This window comes from Marisediminicola antarctica, from assembly GCF_009930795.1.
Classification (GTDB): domain Bacteria; phylum Actinomycetota; class Actinomycetes; order Actinomycetales; family Microbacteriaceae; genus Marisediminicola; species Marisediminicola antarctica.
In genome coordinates, this window is sequence record NZ_CP017146.1 from 3,229,788 (window position 1) to 3,251,885 (window position 22,098).

Below are 22,098 nucleotides of genomic sequence, written 5' to 3' on the forward strand. Positions count from 1 at the left end.
CTGCCCGACGATTCTCAGCCGGTAACCGCGCCGACTGCAGCGGAGCGGACCAGGCGTGAGTATTTCGCGAGCACACCACGGGTGTAGCGGGGAGGAAGCGGAGCCCAACCGTTGCGGCGAGCTTCCAGCTCGGAGTCCTCGACCAGTACGTCGAGGGTGCGAGCTGCGATATCGACCCGTATCAGATCACCATCGCGCACGAAGGCGATCGGACCTGCATCGACCGCTTCGGGAGCTATGTGGCCGATGCACAGGCCGGTTGTGCCCCCTGAGAATCGTCCGTCGGTCAAGAGTAATACATCTTTCCCGAGCCCGGCTCCCTTGATGGCGGCCGTGATCGCGAGCATCTCCCGCATGCCCGGCCCACCCTTGGGGCCCTCGTAGCGGATGACGACGACGTCGCCCTTGCCGATCTTGCCCTCGGTGAGCGCATCCATCGCTTCGCGCTCCCGCTCGAACACGCGGGCGGGACCCTCGAACACGTCGAGGTCGAAGCCGGCGGTCTTGACGACGGCGCCCTCCGGGGCGAGACTTCCGTGCAGCACGCTGAGACCGCCGGTGGAGTGGATGGGGTTGTCGAGGGTGCGCACCACCTCACCGTCTAGCGGCTCCGGGTCGAGCTCGGCGAGGTTCTCGGCAAGGGTCTTGCCCGTCACCGTCAGGGCGTCGCCGTGCAGCAGCCCGGCGTCGAGCAGGGCACGCATGACGACGGGCACTCCCCCGTGCCGGTCGACGTCGTTCATGACGTACTTGCCGAAGGGCTTGAGGTCGCCGAGGTGCGGCACCTTGTCGGCGATTCGGTTGAAGTCGGCAAGGGTCAGGTCGACTTCGGCCTCGTTCGCGATCGCCAGCAGGTGCAGCACGGCGTTGGTCGACCCGCCGTAGACCATGACGATGGCGATGGCGTTCTCGAACGCCTTCTTGGTCATGATGTCGCGGGCGGTGATCCCCAGGCGGATCAGGTTGACGACGGCCTCGCCGGAGCGGTGCGCGTAATAGTCGCGGCGCCGGTCAGCAGAGGCCGGGCTCGCCGACCCGGGGAGGCTCATGCCGAGCGCCTCGGCGACGCTCGCCATCGTGTTCGCGGTGTACATTCCGCCGCAGGCACCCTCGCCGGGGGCGAAGGCGCACTCGATGCGCTTGGCATCTTCTTCGCTCATCCGGCCGGCCTTGACGGCGCCGACGGCCTCGAACGAGTCGATGATCGTGATGTCCTTCTCGGTACCGTCGCTGAGCTTGACCCAGCCCGGCGCGATCGACCCGGCGTACAGAAACACCGAGGCGAGGTCGAGGCGCGCGGCGGCCATCAGCATGCCCGGCAGCGACTTGTCGCAGCCGGCGAGCAGCACCGAGCCGTCGAGACGCTCGGCCTGCATGACCACCTCGACCGAGTCGGCGATGACCTCACGGCTGACGAGGGAGAAGTGCATGCCCTCGTGCCCCATCGAGATGCCGTCCGAGACGGAGATGGTGCCGAACTGCAGCGGGTATCCGCCGCCACCGTGCACGCCTTCTTTGGATGCCTGGGCGAGGCGGTCGAGCGAGAGGTTGCACGGGGTGATTTCGTTCCATGAGCTCGCGATACCGATCTGGGGCTTGTCCCAGTCCGCATCTCCCATTCCGACCGCGCGGAGCATCCCCCGGGAGGTGGTCGCTTCGATCCCGTCAGTAACGACGCGGGATCGGGGCTTCATGTCGGGCTGGGTGCTGGCGCTGTCTGGCATGGTACGAGTGTAGAACTCCTTCGGCCCCGCAACCTTACGAGCGCCGCGGCCTCGACGAACGTTCAGCTTCCCGCGTGGCGAGGTCGATGTCGTCGGCGAGCTCGTCGACGAGGGACAGCTCGGGTCGGAAGTCGCCGGTGCGGTAGCCTGCCCGCCCGATCATGTGCGCCGCGATTGGGGCCACGAGCATCTGGAACAGCACGACGGGCACGAGAGCGAGGAGTGTGGTCCAGCTTCGCGCCTCGATTGCGATCGCCAGGACCACGAGGATGAGCCCGAGGATCTGCGGCTTGGTAGCGGCGTGCAGGCCGCTCAGCGCGTCGGGGAACCGGATCAGGCCCACGCCAGCGGCAAGCGTGAGGAACGCGCCGCCGAGCACGAGGACGGCGGAGACAATGTCGAGGATGTCGTCGAAGCTCACGGATTCGCCTTCGCGGAGTCCTTCGGCGAGACGTGGCGGGCCACGGCGATGCTGCCGAGCACCGCCGTCGCGGCGAGCGCCACCATCAGCGGGATCGAGCGCGTGTGGCCGTTGTAGACCATCTCCGCCCCGGCCGCGAGGATGAGCGTCGTCAGGAGCACGTCGGAGGCGATAACCCTGTCGATGAGGGAGGGTCCGCGCACGACCCGGTAGACGCTGGCGAGCGCGCCGACCGTGAACATGACTCCGATTGTGATGTAGATCACAGAGATGACTACGGAGTTCACTTGCGAGTCCTTTCGATGTCGTCGACGGAGCCGAAGGAGCGCACGAGCAGCCGCTCCAGTTGGAGTGTCTTGGTCCGCACATCCTCGACGCCCTGCCGGTCCTCAGTGTTCAGCGCATGGAGGTAGATACGCGAACGCATCCGGTCGGACTCGATCACTAGCGATCCGGGCATGAGCGACATCGCGATCGCCACAACGGTCATGATGAGGTCGCTCCTGGTACGCAGCTGCACCTCGACGATGGAGTTTCTGCTGATCCGTCGCGGGCGCAGCGCGAGGAACGCCACCTGGAACGAGGCGACGAACAGCTCGGCGAGAAACTGGCCGACGAACACCGCCAACCAGAACGGATTGAACCGGCCCGACAGCTCGACGGGCGGCAGGTAGAACACACGGGTCACGACAATCGCGAGGATGAGGCCGGTGACCAGGTTGAGCCACGACACCGCTCCCCACAGAAGCATCCAGAGCACTACCAGGGCGAACAGCAAGGGAAGCTGGTGCACAATGCTCGCCCGTGCCTCCTGTCGCAGCTCGCGCTCGTTCGCCGGCTCAGTCATCGATATCTCCGGGGAAGACGATGTCGATGTAGAACGACGGTCCTTCGAGGTTCTCTCCAGCCCGGGTGCTCAGCGCGTAGAGAGGCCCCGCGAAGACTGTCAGGGCGAGGCTCACCGCGACCATCGCCGCGGTCGCTGCGACCATCAGGCGCGGCGTCGTCCGCACCGTCTGCGTGGCCGTGTCCCCTGGGGCCTCCGAGAGGTTGGCGACCAGATCCGAGTCGTAGTTCTCGACGTCGCTGGCCGGGCGCCAGAAGACGAGCGTCCAGATGCGCACAAGGGTATAGAGGGTGAGTAGCGAGACGAGTGCGCCCGCCCCGATGAGCACGTAGGTGAGCGGGGTGCCCTGCTCGGCGCTCGCCTGGAACAGCGCGAGCTTGCCGATGAAGCCGGAGAACGGGGGAATGCCGCCGAGGTTGAGCGCGGGCACGAAGAAGAGAACGGCGATGAGCGGTGCCGCCTTGAGCATGCCTCCCAGTTTGTTGATCGAGGTGCTGCCGCCCTGCCGCTCGATGAGTCCGGCGGCGAGGAAGAGGGTCGACTGAACCACAATGTGGTGCACGATGTAGAAGATTGCGGCCGAGGTCCCCGCGGCGGTGCCAAGCGCGACGCCGAGCACCATGTACCCGATGTGACTCACGAGGGTGAACGAGAGCACCCGTTTGATGTCCGCCTGGGCGACGGCGCCGAGCACGCCGACGATCATGGTGAGCAACGCGACAACGAGCAGCGCCTGGTTGAGCTCGGTGCCGGGGAAGATCACCGTCTCCGCCCGGATGATCGCGTACACGCCCACCTTGGTCAGCAGGCCCGCGAATACCGCCGTGACCGGCGCGGGGGCGGTCGGGTAGGAGTCGGGCAGCCAGAACGAGAGCGGGAAAACGGCCGCCTTGATCCCGAACGCGACGAGCAGGCACACGTGCAGAATGACCTGAACGTCGACCGGGATGTCGTTCATCCGTTGGGAGATCTGGGCGATGTTGACCGTTCCCACCGCGCCGTAGATCATCGCGATCGAGGCGAGGAACAGCAGTGACGACACGAGGCTCACGACGATATAGGTTGTGCCCGCGCGGATGCGCTGCTCGGTACCACCGAGGGTGATGAGCACGTAGCTCGCGACGAGGAGGATCTCGAACCCGACGTAGAGGTTGAACAGGTCGCCCGCGATGAAGGCGTTGAAGACGCCGGTCGCGAGGATGAGGTAGGTCGGGTAGTAGATCGATACCGGGGTGTCCTGGTCGCCGTCAGCGAGGCCCTGGCCAACCGAGAAGACGAGCACGGCGAGCAGCACCGTCGCGGAGACGACGAGCATGAGGGCCGACAGGCGGTCGACGACGAGCACGATGCCGAATGGGGCCTGCCAGCCGCCGAGCTCGACGACGAGTGGGCCACCGGCATCCACCGCCACGAGCAGCACGATGCTCACCGCAAGCACCGCCGCGAGCACGATGACGGTCAGCACCCTTTGCAGCCCCGGCCGGCGGCCGGAAATGAGCGCTGCGGCGGCCCCGAGCAGGGGCAGGAGCACGACGAGGGGCACCAGGGCGGTCATCGAGGGGCCTCCGACCCGGCATCGAACTCGGTATCGGACGGCTCCGAATCCGGCCCGCCCTCGTTCATGGTGGACGATTCCGAGCGCATGGCGACGTCTGCGGCGTCGTCCACCAGGCTGTCTCCGGCCGACAGGCGCCAGGAGCGGTACAGCAGGCCGAGCAGGAAGGCCGAGACGCCGAAGGTGATCACGATCGCCGTGAGGATGAGCGCCTGGGGCAGTGGGTCGCTCATCTCCTCGGCCGCGACCCCGCCGCCGACGATGGGCGCGACCCCGGCCTTGCCCGCAACAATCAGCAGCAACAGGTTTGTGGCGTTCCCGACCAGCAGGAAGCCGAGTATCACCCGCGTCAGGCTTCTCTCGAGCATGAGGTAGATACCACTCGAGTACAGCACCACCATGATGAGCACGAGCACGAGCGAGACGGTCACGACGCCACCTCCTCGGCTGGCGCACTGTTCGACTCGACGTCGGCCTCCTGCTGCCTGTCCACCTCGGCGCCGAGGCTGCGCAGCACGTCGAGCACGAGGCCGATGACCACGAGGTAGACCCCGATGTCGAAGATCGTGGAGGTGACGAACTCGACGTCGCCGAAGGGCCACACCACTCCTTCGATGTAGCTGGAGGTGAGGGCGTCGGCGCCGAAGAGGATCGGCACGGCAGCCGCGCCTGCGGCGAGCACCAGCCCCGAGCCGAGCATCTTGCCCGCGTTGATCGGGGCCGCAGCGCCGAGCTCTCGGCGTCCGCCCGCGAGGTAGCGGGCGACGAGGGCGAGGCCCGCGACGGTGCCGCCGGCAAATCCGCCTCCGGGCGCGTTATGTCCGGAGAAGAGTAGGTAGACCGAGACGACGATGATGGCGTGGAACGTGAGGCGCACGACGACCTCGAGCAGGATCGACCGGTTCTCCGGAGCGATGTCCCGTCCGGCGAGCAGCCACGGGGTGCGGGCCGATGAGGCACCCGCCCGCTCGATCGCCCTCTGCCGGCTGGCCCTGAACGTGGCCTGGGCCTGACTGCGCCGCACTCGCGGCAGGTCGTCGGCGCGCCCGCTGATGAAGATGAGGCTCGCGACGCCGGTGGCGGCGGCGATGATGACCGACAACTCGCCCATCGTGTCCCACCCGCGGATGTCGACGAGGGCGACGTTCACGACGTTGCGGCCGTGGGCTTCGACGAAAGCAAGCTCCGGCCAGGCGAGCGAGATCGGCAATTCGGTCCTCGCCCCGAGCGCCACGATGACCACCAGGCCCATGATGACGCCGACAGCGATCGCAATGAACGCGCGGATGCCGCGATTCGCGGTTCCGTGCCGGTGACCGAGCCTCGCCGGGAGCCGCCGCAGCACGAGCACGAAGGCGACGAGGGTGACGATCTCGACGAGGGCCTGGGTCAGGGCGAGGTCCGGCGCACCCTGCAGGGCGAAGAGGGCGGACATGCCGAAGCCCGTGACACCGACGAGCAGCACCGCCTGGAACCTCTTCCCCGCGCGGGTTGCCGCGACGGCGGCGACGACCATGACAAGCCCGATTCCGACCTGCGCCGCCGAGTCCCAGAGCCGGATGCCGTCCGGCCAGGTTCGGTTGCCGATCAGGGCTGCCCCCACCGCGGTGATGAAGACGAGCAGGATGACGCCGAGGTAGAACGGCAGCGAGCCGCGCTGGGTGAGGCTCGTCGTGCGCGCGGCGGTGCGATCGATGAACCGCACCGTCGCGACATAGCCGTCACCGGCCGAGATGCCGGTCCGCACCCGCCCCTGGGCGCCGAAGACAGCATCGCGCTTCCAGAACATTGCGAGGCCGACGGCGAGGGTGACCGCCGAGATGCCCAGTGCCGGCTCGAGGCCGTGCCAGAGGGCGAGGTAGTAGGGGTCTGCGGCATCCGGCTCGAACGGGGTGGAGTAGCCCGACAGCCAGCCGTCCACCAGCGGCGCAAGCAGGCCGAGCGCGAGGCCCGTGGCCGCGAGTATCGCGGGCGGGGTCAGGAACCAGGCGTTGCGCGCCACCGGCCCCACGTCCTCGACGCCCGGCTTTCTGGCGAAGGCGCCCCAGAAGAACCTGGCGGAGTAGGCGACCGTCAGCACGGAGCCGAGCGCGACGCCCACAAGGGCGAGCCAGGCGAGCGGCGCCCCGGCGAGCCCCTCCTCGAGGAGCGAGGTGAAGACCGCCTCCTTGGCGACGAACCCGAGTGTCGGAGGCAGTCCGGCCATCGAGGCGAGAGCGACGAGCACGACGGCCGCGAGCACTGGCGACCTGCGACCGAGCCCGGAGATCTTTCGCAGGTCTCGCGTGCCCGCGTCGTGGTCCACGATGCCGATCGAGAGGAAGAGCGTCGACTTGAACAGGGCGTGGGCGAGGAGGAGGGCGAGTCCGGCGAGCGCGGAGTCGCGGGTTCCGTAGCCGACGACCACCGTGAGGAATCCGAGCTGGCTGACCGTTCCGTGCGCGAGCACGAGCTTGAGGTCGAATTGCCTGAGGGCGGTGAGCCCGCCGATCAGCATCGTCACGACGCCCAACGTCACGAGGATCTCGCGCCAGCCGGGCATCTCGGCGAAGCCGGGGGCCATCCTCGCGATGAGGTAGATGCCCCCCTTCACCATGGCCGCAGCGTGCAGGTACGCGCTTACCGGCGTGGGCGCCGCCATGGCGGCCGGGAGCCAGAAGTGGAACGGAACGATCGCGGACTTCGACAGCGCACCGACCAGCACCAGCACGATCGCCGTCGTGACCAGCGGACCATCCGGTGCCAGTGCGATGATCTGGGCGAGGCTCGACGTGCCGGTCTCGACCGCAAGGAGGACGAGGCCGACGAGCATGACGAGGCCGCCGAGGGTCGTCACGAGGAGCGCCTGGAGCGCGGCGGTGCGGCTGGTTTTCGACCTCGTGTAGTGGCCGATGAGCAGGTAGGAGAAGACGCTCGTGGCCTCCCAGAACACGAAGAGCAGGAAGACGTCGTCGGCGATGACAAGTCCGTACATCGCACCGGCGAAGGCGAGGAGGATCGCGGCGAACCGGCCGAGTCCGACCTCCTCGTCGCGGAAGTAGCTCGCGCAATACACAAGCACAAGGGCCCCGACGCCCGTGACGATCAGCACCATCACCCACGACAGCACGTCGAGCCTCACGGCCAGAGCGACCGAGAGCTCGGGAATCCACGAGTAGCTCTCGGCAACAACCTCGCCGCCGACAACGGCGGGTCCGAGCACGAGCGCGTGCACCAGGGCCGCGAGCGGCACGAGGGCCGCAACAAAGAACACGCGCCGGCCGAGCCGACGGGCGAGCGGAAGAATCAGCAGTGGGACGAGCCCGAACGCGGCGATGAGAGCAATCACGGATTGCCTCCCAGGGCGTCAGGGCGGCGGGTGCACGTCTCTGGGGAGCACCCGGGGGATCCCTACGAGGGCCGCTAGTTTATTCTATCCGCACGATTCGCCACTCACTGCTCGTGCACGTCTCCCTCGCGCAGGTCGGCCAGGAGCGCCAGGGCGCGCGCGACATCCTTCGGCCCGGGCACCCGGTAGTTTGCGAGCGTCGCGCCCTCGCCGCTCTTGAGCCCGAGGTCGTCGGGCTCGAGAGCGGCGAATGCATCCTCGTCGGTGACGTCGTCGCCGGCGAAGAACACAGCCGTGGCACCCGTGTATTCGCGCAGGTGCTCGATCGCCTCGCCCTTGGTGGTCGAGCGCACCGAGAACTCGAGCACGTTCTTGCCCTCGCGAACGGTGAGGTCGTCGAACTCCGCGGATGTCTCTCGTCGGGCGACGAGGTGGGCGATCCTGCTGTCCTCAGCCGTCGCGAGGCGTGTGTGCAGCGCGAAACCGGCGGGCTTCGACTCGATCCACACTTCGTCGAGGTCCTCGACGACATCCGTGAGCACGCGGTTCAGCTCACCGCGGCGCTCGAGCTCGTCGCTGCTGAGGTTGAGCCGCACGTCGGGGGTGTCGAGTCGGAGCTCTATCCCGTGCGATCCGATCAGGAGGGCATGGTCGGGCAGGTCCGCGACCTGCTCCAGGCTGCCGATCGCGCGCCCGGAGACGAGGGCGACTCTGGTGTTGGGCATCTCGAGCAGTCGTAGCACGGCCTTGCGTGCCTCGGGGGTCGCCCGCGCCTGCTCCGGCTCATCGACCTCGGGGGCGAGCGTGCCATCGAAGTCGAGCGCGACGAGGAGGCGCTTGGTGCGGGCCAGTTCGCGCATCGCCCCGATGAGCGGTTCGGGCAGGCTCGAGAAGGCGGGGGGAGAGTCGACGTCGACCATGGGGTGGGGGATCAGTCTTTCCTGCCGCGCGAGCGGCTCGTGGTGAGAACGCGTAAGAACTCCGTCGACCACTTATCGACGTCGTTCTCGAGCACGCGCTTGCGCAGTGCGCGCATGCGCGCCTGGCGGTCGCGCTTGGGCATCGCCATGGCCGCGAGGATCGTCTCCTTGAGCCCGTCGATGTCGTGCGGGTTGATGAGCAGGGCGCGCTTGAGCTCGTCGGCGGCTCCGGCGAACTCGCTGAGAATGAGCACGCCGTCGTCGTCGAAGCGCGTGGCGACATACTCCTTGGCGACGAGGTTCATACCGTCGCGGAGCGCGGTGACGAGCATGATGTCGGCGGCGAGGTACAGCGCCACCATCTCCTCGCGCGGATAGCCGTGGTGGTGGTAGCTGATGGCGGTGTGGCTGATCGTCGCGAAGTCGCCGTTGATGCGCCCGACCGTCAGTTCGATCTCGTCCCGCAGCTCCATGTAGGTGCGTACCCGTTCGCGGCTCGGGCTGGCGATCTGCACGAGCGTCGCGTCTTCGATCGTCAGGCTTTCGTCGGAGAGGAGCTCGCCGAAGGCCTTGAGCCGGTGGCCGATCCCCTTGGTGTAGTCGAGCCGGTCGACGCCGAGCAGGATTGACCTCGGGTTTCCGAGGTCCTCGCGGATCTGCTTCGCCCGCGCCTGAACGGAGGGGCTGCGGGCGAGCTTCTCCCAGGCTGCGCTGTCGATCGAGATCGGGAAGTGGCGCGCGACGACAGTGCGGAACTGCTGCCCCTTCCGCACCGGTGCGTGCGCCCTGACCCCCTCGGACTCGTCGACGAGGGGCACCTCGATGATGGGGTTCTTCGTGACGAAGCCCTTGAGCCGCCGGACCGCCCGGGAGAAGTTGTTGGCATCGGCGAGACGCTGGAACCCGATGACATCCGCGCCCAGCAGGCCCTCCACGATCTGCGTGCGCCACGGCAGCTGCGAGTAGATGCCGTACGGCGGAAACGGGATGTGGTTGAAGAACCCGATCGTGAGGTCGGGCCGCAGTGCACGCAGCATCTTCGGGACGAGCTGGAGCTGGTAGTCGTGCACCCATACGGTGCCGCCGCTGTTGCAGCTGCTCGCCGCGGCCTCGGCGAACCTCTGGTTGACCTTGACGTAAGTCTCCCACCAGTCCCGGTGGAAGATGGGGGGCGCGATGACGTCGTGGTACAGCGGCCAGACAGTGCCGTTCGAGAAGCCCTCGTAGTAGTGCTCGACCTCGAGGGCACTCAGCCGCACCGGCACGACCCGGATGCCGTTGCTGTCGAACGGTTCGAAGTCGAGGTCGGGCTGGCCCGACCAGCCGATCCAGGCTCCCCCCTTGGTCTGCATGACCGGCTCGAGGGCGGTCACCAGCCCGCCGGGTGACGGCTGCCAGTGCGCGGACCCGTCGGGCCTCACCACTCGGTCGACCGGCAGGCGGTTGGAGACGACGACGAAGTCGTACTGCTCGCGCTCGTCGATGGTCTGGGTCATTTGTGCTCTCTCCTCAGCTAAGTGCCGCGTGTAGTCGCGAGATAAGCACATTCCACGATATCAGCCGACCGCGCGGCTCCCCTCGCCGCCAGGTCGCCGGCACCTCGCCGACAGGTCGCCGTGCCTTTCATAATTCAGGAGATGGAGCCAGTCACAGCTTTCATAATTCAGGAGATGGAGTCCCTGGCGGCTTTCACAATTCAGGATTTTATTCGCTGCTGCGGCACTGTGCCCCTGAAATCACAGCGCACTCCCCCGGTCAGGCGGGCCCTTTGCATCCAAATCTCGTGAATGATGCAGCCGCCACACATTGCATCTCCTGAATTATGAAAGCCCATCGGCCTCCCATCTCCTGAATGATGAAAGCCCACCGGCCTCCCATCTCCTGAATGATGAAAGCCAGCGGCGTTGAGGGGCCTAGGCGGGCACCGCGAGCAGGCCCAGCGAGCGTGAACGGCGGATGCTGCGCACGACGAGCACCGACCCGAGCGCGCTCACCAGCCCGAAGCCGACCATCACGAGAGCCGCCACGACCACCGCGCCGAGGCTGCCCCCCGCAATGATCGCTTGCATTCCCGAAACGCCATACGTCAGCGGCAGTAGTGGGCTGATCGCCTGGAATGGCTCGGCGATGAGCTGCACCGGGTAGAGGCCTCCGGTCGCAGTCACCTGAACCGCGAGCATGAGAAGCGAGATCACGAGCCCTCCGCGGCCGAGCCCCACCGTGAGCAGGTAGTGGAACGCAGTGAACGCGAGCGCCATGAGAGCCGAGAGCCCGAGGGTCGCCGGCAGCAGTGCCCAGCCGACGCCGAGCGCGGTGTGCAGCAATGCGACGAGCAGGAGGGCCTGGGCGATCGTGATCGCGAATGCCCGCAGCAGGGTCGCGCCGACGAGACGGCCGGTGCCCGCGGTCGAGGCGAGGGCGACCCGCGAGACCGGGCGCAGCACGAGGAACACCGCGAGCGCCCCGACCCACAGGCCAAGTGGCACAAAGAATGTCGCGACGATCTGGCCGATGCTCGCGACCTCGTTGTTCCGGTCGACCACGAGGGTGACGGGCTCGGCGGCGACGGAGGCTGCCTCGGTGCTGGCGTCGCCCTCCATCGGGGGCACGGCGTCGGCCCCCTGCCGGAGACCCTCGGCGAGTTCCGCGGCCCCCGTGGCGAGCTCGGAGGCGCCACCCGACGCATCCGCGACTCCCGTACTGAGCGACCCGATCGCCCCGGCGAGCGACGCAGCGCCAGCGTCAAGGTCGGCACCTCCCGCGGCGAGCGCAGACGCCCCGTCGGCGCTGCTCGCTATCCCGCCCTGGATGCCCTCGATGCCGCCACGGGTCTGCGAAGCGAGCGCGCCTCCGCCCGCCGCGGTCTGGGACAGCTGACCGGACAGCGCGGCGAGGGTTGCCCGGGCAGCCTCGTCGTTGGCCGGATCCGCGTCGTCCAGCTGGGCGTTCGCACCGGCGATTCCGGCGGCGAGCTGCGAGACTCCCCCGGTGAACGCGTCGACCCCGTCGCTGATGCTCGTGAGCCCACCGGCGCCGGCGCGCAGCTGGTTGAGGCCGCCGCTGAGGGAGCCGACACCCGAGGTGTAGTCGGCGATGCCGTCGGCTACGCCGGCTGCCCCGGTCTGGGCGGAGGCCGCGCCGGTGGCGAGGGAGCCGAGGCCGGAGCCGAGCGAGCTCGCGCCGCTCGCGAGATCGCTTGCACCGTTCGCGGCGGTGCCGAGGGACCCTCCGAACTCCCCGATGCTGGAGTAGATGCCCGCGATGTACTGGGCGGTGATTTCCCGCCCGAAGGCCGACACCATGCTGTCGCCGACCGTCTGCGCGACCGCCCCGGAGAGGTAGCTGTGGGCGTCGTCGGTGCGGATGGAGATCTCCGCCTGCCGCGGCTCGTCCGACTGAAGCGACAGGATCGATTCGGAGAAGTCGTCCGGCACCGTCAGCACGGCGTACACCTCGCCGTTCGCGAGGGAGTCCTCGGCATCCTCTGCGTTGGTGACGACCCAGTCGAAGCCCGCGCTGCCCGCCCCGGTGAGCTCGGTGACGAGCTGCCGTCCGGCGAAGATCGGGGTCTCGGTTCCGTCGGCGGCGGTCTGCATGATGAGTTCGTCGGAGTTGACCACGGCGGCCGGGATCCGGTCGAGTGAGGAGTCCGCCTGGGAGAGCGAGCCGACGACGAGGCCGGAGAACGCCAGCGGGATGAGGATGACGGCGAGGACTGCGATCCTGGGCCCCCACAGGCCGCGGCGGGGGCCGGAAACGGGCGTGCTCACAGCGCGCCTCCTCTGATGTCGATCGGATGCGGGTGTGGATGCGGATGCGGATGCGGGTGCGGCTGCGCGGGCGAGGAGAGGTCGACGTGCAGCATCGGGCGGGAGCGGGCAACGTGCCGGTCGGCGAGGTCGCGGGCGACCGGCGACCCGACGACGATGGTCGTCGTGTCGGCGGCGAGCCGGGAGACCGTCTCGAGGAACACGCGCGCGTCATCGTCCGAGGCGAAAGCCTCGAGCTGGTCCAGGATGACGACGGGCGTGCCCTCGGCGACCGCGACTGCGGCGATCGCCGCGGAGCGCTCGAGCTGCGGGAGGGTGTCGACGATCGAGTCGGAGCTGATGGCGATGCCAGACGCCGCCCCGGCATCCGCGAGGGTCTGGTTGACCTGGTCGATCCAGCGGCGCGTCTGAGCGGCGATCGATCGCGCCCGGTACCAGGGCTGAGTGAGCCGGAGTCGCTCGGTGAGAAGACGGCCGTAGCTCACCGTGCTCCCCGTGCGGCTGCCGATGTCGGCGATCGCGACGAGGCGGCTGACCCCGGCCATCTCGGAGGGCAACGGGAGACCGGCCACCTGCGCGCGTCCGCTGACCGGCGAGACCCGGCCGGCGATGGTCGCCGCGACGACGCGGCGATCTGCCGGGTGCCCGCTCGCAAGAACGAGGCTGCCCGGCGGGATGCTGAGGCTGAGCGGGCTCACCCGGTAGCCGCCGGATCCGGCGACGAGCAGCTCGGCGCTGATCGCCGCGCCGCCCTGGGTCGCCGTCCAGTCGAGGCCATGGCGGTGCTCCCGCAGGCTCTCCCCCTCGATGTCCATGTTCGGCAGGGCTCGGCTGAGCCAGTTCGGCAACCACCACGCCGACCGGCCGAGGAGGGTCATGATCGCGGGCACGAGCGTCATACGCACGAGGAAGGCGTCGAAGGCGATGCCGACGGCAAGTCCCAGGGCGATCGGCTGGATCGTTCCCGTCCCCTCGGGCACGAACGCGAAGAACACGAAGAACATGATCAGTGCAGCGGCCGTGACGACTCGTGCCCCGTTGCCGAAGCCCCGCGCGACCGCGAACCTCGCGTCTCCGGTCTTCACGTACTCCTCGCGCATGCCTGAGACGAGGAAGACCTCGTAGTCCATCGCGAGGCCGAAGAGCACCGCCATCAGCAGGATCGGCAGGAAGCTGATGATCGGGCCGGGGTTCTCGACGCCGATGAGCTCGCTGAGCCACCCCCACTGGAAGATCGCGACGACCACGCCGAACGACGCGATCACCGACAGGAGGAACCCGAGGGCCGCCTTGATCGGCACCAGCACGGAGCGGAAGACCATCATCAGCAGCACAATCGAGAGCCCGACGACGATGAGCCCGAATGGCACGAGGGCATTGGTGAGCCGGTTCGAGATGTCGATTCCGACCGCGGTCGCGCCGGTCACAGCGATCGTCGTGCCGAACTCCTCCTCGATCTCCGGGGCGAGGTCGCGGATCGCCTGCACGAGCGCCTTCGTCTCCGCGGCATCCGGGGCGCTCTCGGGGGTGACCTGAATGATGGCCGTGACCAGTCCGACATCCGGGATGCCCTGGCTCACGTTCGCTACGTCGTCGAGGCTGCGGAGCGTGGCGCCGATCCCGTCGAGGTCCTCGAGGATGTCTGTCGTCTGGGTGATGTCGACCGCGATGACGAGCGGACCGTTGAAGCCGGGGCCGAAGCCATCGCTCACGAGCTCGTAGGCCTCCCGCTGGGTGCTGCCTGCTGGCTCCGAGCCGCCGTCGGGCAGGTTCAGGTCGAGGCTGAGAGCCGGGATCGCGAGGGTGCCGAGGATGGCAACGACGCCGATCGTGGCGAGGATGGGGGCCTTCATCACGAGCCGGACCCAGCGCAGGCCCATGGCCGGCTTCGCGTTCGGGTCGTCGTGCGCGAGCGCTCGCCGGTGGGCGCGCGAGCCGGGCTTCGGGGCGAGGCGCCCCTTCGCCAGGCCGAGGATGGCGGGCAGGAGGGTGGTGGCGACGGCGATGGCGACGAGCACGGCGAAGGCCGCTCCGATGCCCATCACGCTGAGGAAGGGGATGCCGACGACGAGCAGCCCGAGGAGCGCGATGATGACGGTGATGCCCGCGAACACGACAGCACTGCCGGCGGTGCCGACGGCGATCCCGGCCGACTCTTCCGGATCCTCCCCCTCGGCTAGCTGGTTGCGATGCCGCGACAGGATGAAGAGCGAGTAGTCGATGCCGACCGCAAGCCCGATCATGAGGGCGAGCAGCGGCGCGGTGCTCGAGACGGTCGTGAAGGCCGACACCGCGGTGATGCCTCCGATCACGATCCCGACCCCGATGAGGGCGCTGAGCAGCGGCATCCCCGCGGCGCGGAGCGATCCGAAGGTGATGAGTAGCACGAGTCCGGCGAAGATCACCCCGAACACCTCGGAGATCGTGATGCCGAAGGTGTTGTCCTGGAACACCTGGCCGCCGTATTCGACCCGGAGCCCCGCCTCCTCGCCGATGCCGGACGTGCCGGTGAGGTCGTCGAGCATGGCCGGGGTGACCTCCTCCGACCTGCCCTCGAACTGCACCTGGACCCGGGCCATCTGCTCGTCGTCGGTGACTGCGACGCCCGCGTACTCGTCGAACGGCCCGATGGCGGAGTCGATCCCGTCGACGGCGGCGATGCTCGACACCATCTCCGCGATCGGCTCCGCGAAGCGTTCGTCGGTGATCGAGGAGCCGTCCGGCGCCACGAGGATCGCCTGGGCACTCGCGCCCGCGACCTGGGGGAACACTGCATCGAGCCGGTCCAGGGCATCCTGCGATTCGGTCCCCGGGATCGCGAACGACTCCTGGGTTTGGCCGCCGAGGGCGAATCCGCCCCCGAGGATGCCGACGAAGAGCACGAGCCAGACGCCGATGACGGGCCAGGCCCGCCGGTAGGAGAAGCGTCCGAGGCGGTAGAGGAGGGTGGCCATGTCGGTTCGGGTCCGTTTCTCAGTCGCCCTGGCGCACGCCGATTGGCGCCAACAGTTCGGTCAGGATGGTGATCAGCGCAGTCTTGGCCTCGCCGATCGGGGCGGCCTCAAGTCCGAGCGACTGCTCGGTGCAGAGCATGTAGGCCGCGCCGCCGAGCGAGATCGCAAAGCGCATCTCCTCCTCGACGGATGCCGTGGTGGAGGTGACGTGGGTCGCCAGCCGGCGCACGAGGTCGTTGGCTCTGTCGACGACCGGAACATCGACGAGCGACGGGCCCTGGTTGATGAACATGTTCACCTCGAGGCGGTGTGCGAACAGGAAATCCACGAACCGGTCGAGGAACGCCCCGAGAAACTGGGTCGTGAACGGGGTCGACTCGAGCTCGGCGAGGATCGACTCCAGTTCGTCGATCGCGGGCCGGATGGCGGCGTCGAGCAGGATCTCCTTCGATCCGAAGTGGTACAGCACGGCCGATTTCGACAACCCCGCGGCATCCGCGATTCTGTGGATTGATGTTCCCGCGTATCCGGCAGTCGAAAACTCGGTGAGCGCGATTTCTCGCAGATCGCTGGCGCTGGACATCCCCCGAGATTATCTGACCGATCGGTCAGGGACTGTCCGGTCGGTCAGTTTCTCGGCTTTTTCGCAGGGATCGAACGGGGTAGCGTTGAATTCTCACGATCTCTGGAGGTCCCGTGCGCAAGTTCATTTTCAGCAGCAGCGTCATCAGCGCGCTGTTCAGCGGCTGGAGCACGCTGCAGATGACCAGGCAGGGGCCGCGCGACTGGCGCGTGGCGCTCATGTGGGTCAGCTGGGCGCTGTCGCTCGCGATCGCGATCGGAACAGTTCTCGACGAGGCGAACGAGGACTGACCCTCACCTGATCGCGGCCATGATGCCGGCGTAGGAGGGAACCGCGATCGAGAGGAACCCGAGCACGAGCAGCGCGCGGGTCAGCAGCGCGTGACGCTCGAACCAGGACAGCTTGCTGCCGTGGTCGCGTCGCACCTCGCGCCAGGTCAGCACCTCGTTCGGCGCGTGAACCGGTACCGAGTAGAAGCTCGTGATGCGCGTCAGGTCGGCGCGGTGCCAGAGCTGGCCCCGCAACCGCAGCACTGTGCGCCCGTCGGCGTCAAGCATGAACAGCTGGTGCGAGATCTCGTTGCTCAGCGAATCGAACACCTGGATCACGATGACGGACGCCACCAGGTCGACCGGCGTGAACACTACCCTGCCCAAATAGGCGCGCTCGCGGATGCCATCGGGGGCGAGTGCGACGCCAGCTCCCTTCAGCCGTTGCCCCACCGCAGCGAACAACAGCAACAGCCCGATGTGGGCGGCGAGAAACGGCACCCAGCGCCCGTCGTGCATGGTGAGCACGTAGAGGGTCAGGAACAGCGGGATCGTGATGGCGAACCAGATGACCCAGGCGGCCGACCAGAGGTTCTGCTTGGGCCGGAAGACGTGGGACCCCTCGCCGTGGTGTAGCACCCCCAAGCCCATGCTCCCCCCTTCCCATCGCATCCTATTGGGCAGAGGGTGCCAAGAGTGCCGCGAGAGGGATGCACCCGCGCGGGGGCATTTGAGTCCCTAAGCCGTGCGCCCGTCACTTCCCTCGTCGGGCTCCTCCGCCGGGAGCGAGATAGTACCCGTGAAGTTGCCGGCCCGGGCCTTGGCGTCCTCGTCCCCGGTGAACAGTCCGCCCCCACGGGCGGTCGTCCCTGTGTGTTTGGTGGGCTCGGGCTGTGCCGTTACCGGATGCCGATCCGCCGGGGCATCCGGCCGGCTGAGCTGCACCCGGTCGCGCGGCACCGACTCGGGGCTCTCGCGGGTGAGCCACGCCACGATCTCCTCGCGCACGAGGCAGCGCAGGTCGAACAGGGTTGGGGCGTCGACGGCAGTCACGAGGATCCGCACGCGCACGTACCCGCCGACGGCATCCGTGACCTGCAGCACCGACACCCGGCCGTCCCACAGTTCGGTGCCGGCGAGGATGCGGGTCAGCTCCTCCCGGATGCGGTCGGGCGAGACAGTCCAGTCGAGATCGAACTCGACGGCGCCGAGCAGTTCGGAGGTTCGCCTCGTCCAGTTCTGGAAGGGGTTCGTCGTGAACCAGGTCGACGGCAGCACGAGGCGCCGGTCGTCCCATAGGTGCACGACGATGTAGGTGAGGGTGATCTCCTCGATCCGTCCCCACTCCTCCTCCACCACGACGACGTCGTCGATGCGGATCGCGTCGCTGAAGGCGAGCTGGATCCCCGCGAAGACGTTGGCGAGGCTCGACTGGGCCGCGAGTCCCGCGACGATGCTGAGGAGTCCGGCCGAGGCGAGGATGCTCGCGCCGAGGGCTTCGACGCCGGGGAAGCTCAGCAGGATCGCGCCGAGGGCGAGGATGACCACGACCACGACCGTGAGCCGGCGCAGAAGCGCCATCTGAGTCTGCATCCGCCGGGCGACGCGGTTGTCAGGCACGTCGAGCCGGTAGCGGCCGAGGCCCAGGTCCTCAAGGAAAATCGCGGCGGCGCCGATGAGCCACGCCACCGAAATGATGAAGGCGACTCGGAAGCCGAGGGTCACCACAAACCGCCAGTCTCCGTCCGGCAGCGTGAGTTCGACCGCGATCCAGACGAGAGCGACCGTGAGGGTGATGCGGAACGGGATGCGCGCGCGCGCCACGAGCACCTTGGGCCAGGCCTTGCGCCGCCCGGCGAGCCGCAGGGCGAGCGCGGCAACCGCGGTGATGACGATGGCTGCGGCAACCGCGGCGACGACGGCGACTGCCACCTCGAGCAACGGGCTCAGTTCTGGCATGGCGGTTCCTCTTCGGTCGGATCGTGCGATGGGCACGCGACCATTAAACCGGGACTCAGGCGAGGAACCCGCGCAGCAGGGCCGCGGACCCGTCGAGGTGCTCCCGCATAGTGCTCTCAGCGAGCTCGGCGTCGCCGGTGAGGATCGCGATCACGATCGCCTGGTGCTGCTGGTTGGAGTGCGCGATGTTGGGCTCGAGCAGCGGGATCCGGTCGAGCAGGTCGTTCACCCGCGTGCGGTTGTCGGCGATGAGCGGTACGAGCGATGGCGAGCCGGCGAGCTCAGCGATGGTGAGGTGCAGCCGGGAGTCCAGCCGCCGGTAGTCGTCGCCCACCGGCGAGGCGGCGGTCTCCTGCAGACGCGTCCACAGCATGTCGCGCTCGGCCGCCGCCAGGGGTCGGGCGGCGGATGCGCGCGCACCGCCCGTCTCGAGGATCTCGCGCAGGCCCAGCACGTCGTCGATCTCGGCCGCCGTGATCTCCTCGTGCGGCGGCGCCGCCTCCTCGACCGCGTTCGCGACCCCGCGCGGCGGCAGGGACTCGCACACGAAGGTGCCTCCGTACCTTCCCCGCTTCGACACCACGAAGCCCGCGTCGGCGAGCGACCTGATCGCCTCGCGCACGGTGTCGCGGCTCACCGCGAAGCGGGCGGCCAGGTCGCGTTCGGGCGGCAGCGCCTCGCCGGGCGCGACGATGCCGAGGCGGATCGCCTGCAGCAGACGCGCGACGGTGTCCTCGAACGCATTGCCGGCCCGCACCGGCCGGAACAGCGCGTCGTCGGCGACCGTCGGATGCAGCTCTCCCCCGGGATCGGACATGTCTACAAGGGTGTCACGTAGGCGGCACTGATGCCGCCGTCGACCATGAACGTTGTCGCGGTCATGAACGAGGAATCGTCGCTCGCGAGGAACGCCACGGCGGCCGCGAGCTCGTCGGCACGGGCGAACCGGCCAATGGGGATGTGAACGAGGCGCCGTTGCGCGCGCTCGGTATCCTTCGCGAACAGCTCGCGCAGCAGCGGGGTGTCGACGGGGCCGGGGCACAGGGCGTTCACCCGGATGCCCTGCCTGGCAAACTGCACGCCGAGTTCGCGGCTCATCGCGAGCACCCCGCCCTTCGATGCGGTGTACGAGATCTGGCTCGTGGACGACCCCATCACGGCGACGAAGGAGGCGGTGTTGATGATCGAGCCGCTGCGCTGCGGCACCATGTAGCGCAGCGCCGCGCGGCAGCACAGATACACCGACTTGAGGTTGACGTCCTGCACCTTCTGCCAGGCCGGCAGCTCGGTGGTCTCGATCGAGTCGTCGTCGGGCGGTGAGATGCCGGCGTTGTTGAAGGCGATGTCGACCGATCCGTACTCCTCGTCCGCCGCCGCGAACAGCTTGTCGACCTGGGCCTCGTCGGTCACGTCGACCTGCACGAAGATACCGCCGGCCTCCTTGGCCGCAGCGGTGCCGGTCGCGACGTCGAGGTCGCCGATCACGACCTTCGCGCCCTCGGCCGCGAGGCGCCGCGCCGTCGCGAGGCCGATTCCGCTCGCGCCGCCGGTGATGACCGCCACCCGACCGGCGAGGCGCTGGGTGAGATCGAGAGGTGTGACTGTCATGGCTTCTCCTGGTTCAATCGACGGTCGAGATGAAGACGTTCTTGGTCTCGGTGAACGCCTCCGCGGCATCCGGCCCGAGCTCCCGCCCGAGTCCGCTCTGCTTGAACCCGCCGAACGGGGTCGAGTAGCGCACCGAGGAGTTGGAGTTGACCGAGAGGTTGCCGGCCGCGATACCGCGCGAGACGCGCAGGGCGCGGCCGAGATCGCGGGTCCAGACCGAGCCAGAGAGACCGTACTGGCTCGCGTTGGCCATCCTGATCGCGTCGGCTTCGTCGTCGAAGGCCTGCACCGTGACGACGGGGCCGAAGATCTCGTCGGTGACCGTGCGGTCGGTGTCGGATGCCGGCAGCAGAACGGTCGGTGGGAACCAGAAGCCGGGGCCGGCGGGCGCGCTGCCGCGGAAGGCGACGCTCGCGTCATCGGGAACGTAGGCCGCGACCGAATCGAAGTGGGTGCGTGAGACGAGCGGTCCCATCTCCGTGTCGGCGTCGCCGGGCTGGCCCACCTTCACGGCCTTCACCGCGGGCTCGAGCAGCTCGAGGAACCGGTCGAACACGCTCCGCTGCACCAGGATCCGGCTGCGCGCGCAGCAGTCCTGGCCGGCGTTCTCGAACACGGAGTAGGGGGCGGTCGCTGCGGCCTTCTCGAGGTCGGAGTCGGCGAACACCACGTTGGCGCTCTTGCCACCGAGCTCGAGCGTGACTGCCTTGACCTGCTCCGAGCATCCGGCCATCACGTGCTTGCCGACCTTGGTCGAACCGGTGAAGACGATCTTGCCGACCCCGGGGTGCGTGACGAACCGCTCGCCGACGACCGACCCCGTGCCGGGCAGCACCTGGAACAGGCCGGCAGGCAGCCCCGCCTGGAGTGCGAGCTCGCCGAGCCGGATCGCGGTGAGCGGGGTCCATTCCGCGGGCTTCAGCACGACGGCGTTGCCTGCGGCGAGCGCGGGTGCGAACCCCCAGCTCGCAATCGTCATCGGAAAGTTCCACGGCACGATGATGCCGACGACCCCGATCGGCTCGAGGAAGGTCACGTTGATGCCGCCGGCGACGGGGATCTGCTGGCCGAGCATCCGCTCGGGGGCGGCGGCGTAGTAGTTCAGCACGTCGCGCACGTGGCCGGCCTCCCAGCGCGCCTGCCCGATCGGATGCCCGGAGTTCGTCACCTCGAGGGCCGCAAGGCTATCGATCGCGCCGTCGACGGCGGCCGCGAACCGGCGCAGCGCGGCGGCGCGATCGGCGGGCGCGAGTGCGGCCCAGCCGACCTGGGCGAGTGTCGCCCGCGCGATCGCCTCGTCGACCTGCTCGAGCGTTGTGTGCTCGATCGTGCCGATCACGGTCTCGTCGGCCGGGTTGATAAGTGTTGTGGTGGTCATCTCGCTGCCCTCACCAGTCCTTCGAAGAGTCGTCGGTCGGCGGCATCCTGCTCCGGATGCCACTGCACGGCGATGCCGAACGGCACCGCCCCAAGTTCCACGGCTTCGATCACGCCGTCATCGGAGACCGCCGTGACCGTGAGTCCGTCGGCGACCCGGTCGATCCCCTGGTGGTGGTAGCAGAGCACATTGAGGTTCGACGCGGTCTGGCCGAGCACCTCGGCGAGGCGGCTGTTCTCGGTCACCTCCACGTCGACCGGCCCGAACTGGGCGGGGGCCGGCTGGTACTTCGTGCTGCCGACGATCTCGGGCAGGTGCTGGTGCAGCGTGCCGCCGAGCGCGACGTTGAGCATCTGGGCGCCCCGGCAGATGCCGAGGAATGGCATCCGACGCGCGATCGCCCTCGTGATGAGCGCCCGCTCCCACGCATCCCGGTCGTCCCTGGGCGGCGCGGTCGCCTCGTGCGGCTCCTGGCCGTAGAGGCCGGGGTCGATATCGGCTCCCCCGCTCAGCACGAGGCCATCGAGCGAGTCGAGCACCCGATCGACGATCTCGTCGCTCACCGGTTGCGGCGGCAGCAGCACGGCGATGCCGCCGGCCGCGATGACCGAATCGAGGTACACCTCGGGGAGCACGGCAGCGCGCACGTCCCAGACGCCCATGCGGGCAGGTTCCAGATAGGTCGTGATGCCGATGACGGGCGCGGTGGAGCTGGGGTGATCGCGCCAGCGATCACGCGACCCCAGCGCCGACGGAGCCTGCGACGTCGGAGTCACCTCTCC

Annotated in this window: 19 protein-coding genes; 1 reads left to right on the forward strand and 18 read right to left on the reverse strand. The window is 68.5% G+C overall.

Going from position 1 to position 22,098, the window contains the following annotated elements:
* Positions 1-14: 14 nt before the first annotated feature.
* The 12 genes from ilvD to BHD05_RS15135 form a co-directional block, all read right to left on the reverse strand.
* Positions 15-1,724 carry a dihydroxy-acid dehydratase gene (ilvD, locus tag BHD05_RS15080; RefSeq protein WP_161887156.1) on the reverse strand — a complete coding sequence of 570 codons (1,710 nt, stop codon included), beginning with the start codon at positions 1,722-1,724 and terminating at the stop codon, positions 15-17.
* A 34-nt stretch (positions 1,725-1,758) separates the two neighbouring features.
* Positions 1,759-2,145 (reverse strand): monovalent cation/H(+) antiporter subunit G, encoded by a 387-nt coding sequence (gene mnhG / locus BHD05_RS15085; protein WP_161887157.1) that lies wholly within the window; start codon positions 2,143-2,145, stop codon positions 1,759-1,761.
* The gene (locus tag BHD05_RS15090; RefSeq protein WP_236966571.1) at positions 2,142-2,432 is read right to left on the reverse strand and encodes an MrpF/PhaF family protein; all 291 of its coding nucleotides are present in this window, start codon (positions 2,430-2,432) and stop codon (positions 2,142-2,144) included. The genes mnhG and BHD05_RS15090 overlap by 4 nt, the downstream gene beginning before the upstream one ends.
* The gene (locus BHD05_RS15095) at positions 2,429-2,992 is read right to left on the reverse strand and encodes a Na+/H+ antiporter subunit E (protein ID WP_161887158.1); all 564 of its coding nucleotides are present in this window, start codon (positions 2,990-2,992) and stop codon (positions 2,429-2,431) included. Before BHD05_RS15095 ends, BHD05_RS15090 begins: the two co-directional genes overlap by 4 nt.
* Positions 2,985-4,547 carry a Na+/H+ antiporter subunit D gene (locus BHD05_RS15100; RefSeq protein ID WP_161887159.1) on the reverse strand — a complete coding sequence of 521 codons (1,563 nt, stop codon included), beginning with the start codon at positions 4,545-4,547 and terminating at the stop codon, positions 2,985-2,987. Before BHD05_RS15100 ends, BHD05_RS15095 begins: the two co-directional genes overlap by 8 nt.
* The gene (locus BHD05_RS15105; protein WP_161887160.1) at positions 4,544-4,978 is read right to left on the reverse strand and encodes a Na(+)/H(+) antiporter subunit C; all 435 of its coding nucleotides are present in this window, start codon (positions 4,976-4,978) and stop codon (positions 4,544-4,546) included. Before BHD05_RS15105 ends, BHD05_RS15100 begins: the two co-directional genes overlap by 4 nt.
* Positions 4,975-7,875, reverse strand: coding sequence for a Na+/H+ antiporter subunit A (locus tag BHD05_RS15110; RefSeq protein WP_161887161.1), 2,901 nt, complete (start codon positions 7,873-7,875; stop codon positions 4,975-4,977). Before BHD05_RS15110 ends, BHD05_RS15105 begins: the two co-directional genes overlap by 4 nt.
* A 104-nt stretch (positions 7,876-7,979) precedes the next feature.
* Entirely contained in the window at positions 7,980-8,795 is an 816-nt protein-coding gene (gene otsB, locus BHD05_RS15115; protein ID WP_161887162.1) for a trehalose-phosphatase, read from the reverse strand.
* 11 nt (positions 8,796-8,806) lie between these two features.
* Positions 8,807-10,291, reverse strand: a complete 1,485-nt coding sequence (locus tag BHD05_RS15120) for an alpha,alpha-trehalose-phosphate synthase (UDP-forming) (protein WP_161887163.1) — start codon at positions 10,289-10,291, stop codon at positions 8,807-8,809.
* A 417-nt stretch (positions 10,292-10,708) separates the two neighbouring features.
* On the reverse strand, positions 10,709-12,565 hold the full coding sequence (locus BHD05_RS15125) for a YhgE/Pip family protein (RefSeq protein WP_236966572.1): 1,857 nt from the start codon (positions 12,563-12,565) through the stop codon (positions 10,709-10,711).
* On the reverse strand, positions 12,562-15,519 hold the full coding sequence (locus BHD05_RS15130; RefSeq protein WP_161887164.1) for an MMPL family transporter: 2,958 nt from the start codon (positions 15,517-15,519) through the stop codon (positions 12,562-12,564). Before BHD05_RS15130 ends, BHD05_RS15125 begins: the two co-directional genes overlap by 4 nt.
* Positions 15,520-15,538: 19 nt before the next feature.
* Positions 15,539-16,102 carry a TetR/AcrR family transcriptional regulator gene (locus BHD05_RS15135; protein WP_161887165.1) on the reverse strand — a complete coding sequence of 188 codons (564 nt, stop codon included), beginning with the start codon at positions 16,100-16,102 and terminating at the stop codon, positions 15,539-15,541.
* 113 nt (positions 16,103-16,215) lie between these two features.
* Here BHD05_RS15135 and BHD05_RS15815 point away from each other — a divergent pair, with 113 nt between their 5' ends.
* Entirely contained in the window at positions 16,216-16,392 is a 177-nt protein-coding gene (locus BHD05_RS15815) for a hypothetical protein (RefSeq protein WP_202614240.1), read from the forward strand.
* Positions 16,393-16,395: 3 nt separating this feature from the next.
* Here BHD05_RS15815 and BHD05_RS15140 read toward each other — a convergent pair whose 3' ends face one another.
* The 6 genes from BHD05_RS15140 to BHD05_RS15165 form a co-directional block, all read right to left on the reverse strand.
* Positions 16,396-17,022, reverse strand: coding sequence for a hypothetical protein (locus BHD05_RS15140; RefSeq protein WP_161887166.1), 627 nt, complete (start codon positions 17,020-17,022; stop codon positions 16,396-16,398).
* 87 nt (positions 17,023-17,109) lie between these two features.
* Positions 17,110-18,330: a mechanosensitive ion channel family protein gene (locus BHD05_RS15145; RefSeq protein ID WP_161887167.1), complete on the reverse strand. Its 1,221-nt coding sequence runs from the start codon at positions 18,328-18,330 to the stop codon at positions 17,110-17,112.
* A gap of 55 nt (positions 18,331-18,385) precedes the next feature.
* Entirely contained in the window at positions 18,386-19,147 is a 762-nt protein-coding gene (locus BHD05_RS15150; RefSeq protein WP_161887168.1) for a FadR/GntR family transcriptional regulator, read from the reverse strand.
* 2 nt (positions 19,148-19,149) lie between these two features.
* The gene (locus tag BHD05_RS15155; protein ID WP_161887169.1) at positions 19,150-19,938 is read right to left on the reverse strand and encodes a 3-oxoacyl-ACP reductase; all 789 of its coding nucleotides are present in this window, start codon (positions 19,936-19,938) and stop codon (positions 19,150-19,152) included.
* 13 nt (positions 19,939-19,951) lie between these two features.
* The gene (locus tag BHD05_RS15160; protein WP_161887170.1) at positions 19,952-21,316 is read right to left on the reverse strand and encodes an aldehyde dehydrogenase family protein; all 1,365 of its coding nucleotides are present in this window, start codon (positions 21,314-21,316) and stop codon (positions 19,952-19,954) included.
* Positions 21,313-22,092 carry a gamma-glutamyl-gamma-aminobutyrate hydrolase family protein gene (locus BHD05_RS15165; protein ID WP_257792095.1) on the reverse strand — a complete coding sequence of 260 codons (780 nt, stop codon included), beginning with the start codon at positions 22,090-22,092 and terminating at the stop codon, positions 21,313-21,315. The genes BHD05_RS15160 and BHD05_RS15165 overlap by 4 nt, the downstream gene beginning before the upstream one ends.
* Between the last annotated feature and the right edge of the window lie 6 nt (positions 22,093-22,098).

Coding starts and splice junctions, on each gene's coding strand:
- BHD05_RS15155 (WP_161887169.1), bottom strand. CDS start 19,938: ATGACAGTCACACCTCTCGATCTCACCCAGCGCCTCGCCGGTCGGGTG.
- BHD05_RS15120 (WP_161887163.1), bottom strand. CDS start 10,291: ATGACCCAGACCATCGACGAGCGCGAGCAGTACGACTTCGTCGTCGTC.
- BHD05_RS15095 (WP_161887158.1), bottom strand. CDS start 2,992: ATGACTGAGCCGGCGAACGAGCGCGAGCTGCGACAGGAGGCACGGGCG.
- BHD05_RS15145 (WP_161887167.1), bottom strand. CDS start 18,330: ATGCCAGAACTGAGCCCGTTGCTCGAGGTGGCAGTCGCCGTCGTCGCC.
- BHD05_RS15150 (WP_161887168.1), bottom strand. CDS start 19,147: ATGTCCGATCCCGGGGGAGAGCTGCATCCGACGGTCGCCGACGACGCG.
- BHD05_RS15160 (WP_161887170.1), bottom strand. CDS start 21,316: ATGACCACCACAACACTTATCAACCCGGCCGACGAGACCGTGATCGGC.
- BHD05_RS15135 (WP_161887165.1), bottom strand. CDS start 16,102: ATGTCCAGCGCCAGCGATCTGCGAGAAATCGCGCTCACCGAGTTTTCG.
- BHD05_RS15130 (WP_161887164.1), bottom strand. CDS start 15,519: ATGGCCACCCTCCTCTACCGCCTCGGACGCTTCTCCTACCGGCGGGCC.
- BHD05_RS15140 (WP_161887166.1), bottom strand. CDS start 17,022: ATGGGCTTGGGGGTGCTACACCACGGCGAGGGGTCCCACGTCTTCCGG.
- otsB (WP_161887162.1), bottom strand. CDS start 8,795: ATGGTCGACGTCGACTCTCCCCCCGCCTTCTCGAGCCTGCCCGAACCG.
- ilvD (WP_161887156.1), bottom strand. CDS start 1,724: ATGCCAGACAGCGCCAGCACCCAGCCCGACATGAAGCCCCGATCCCGC.
- BHD05_RS15100 (WP_161887159.1), bottom strand. CDS start 4,547: ATGACCGCCCTGGTGCCCCTCGTCGTGCTCCTGCCCCTGCTCGGGGCC.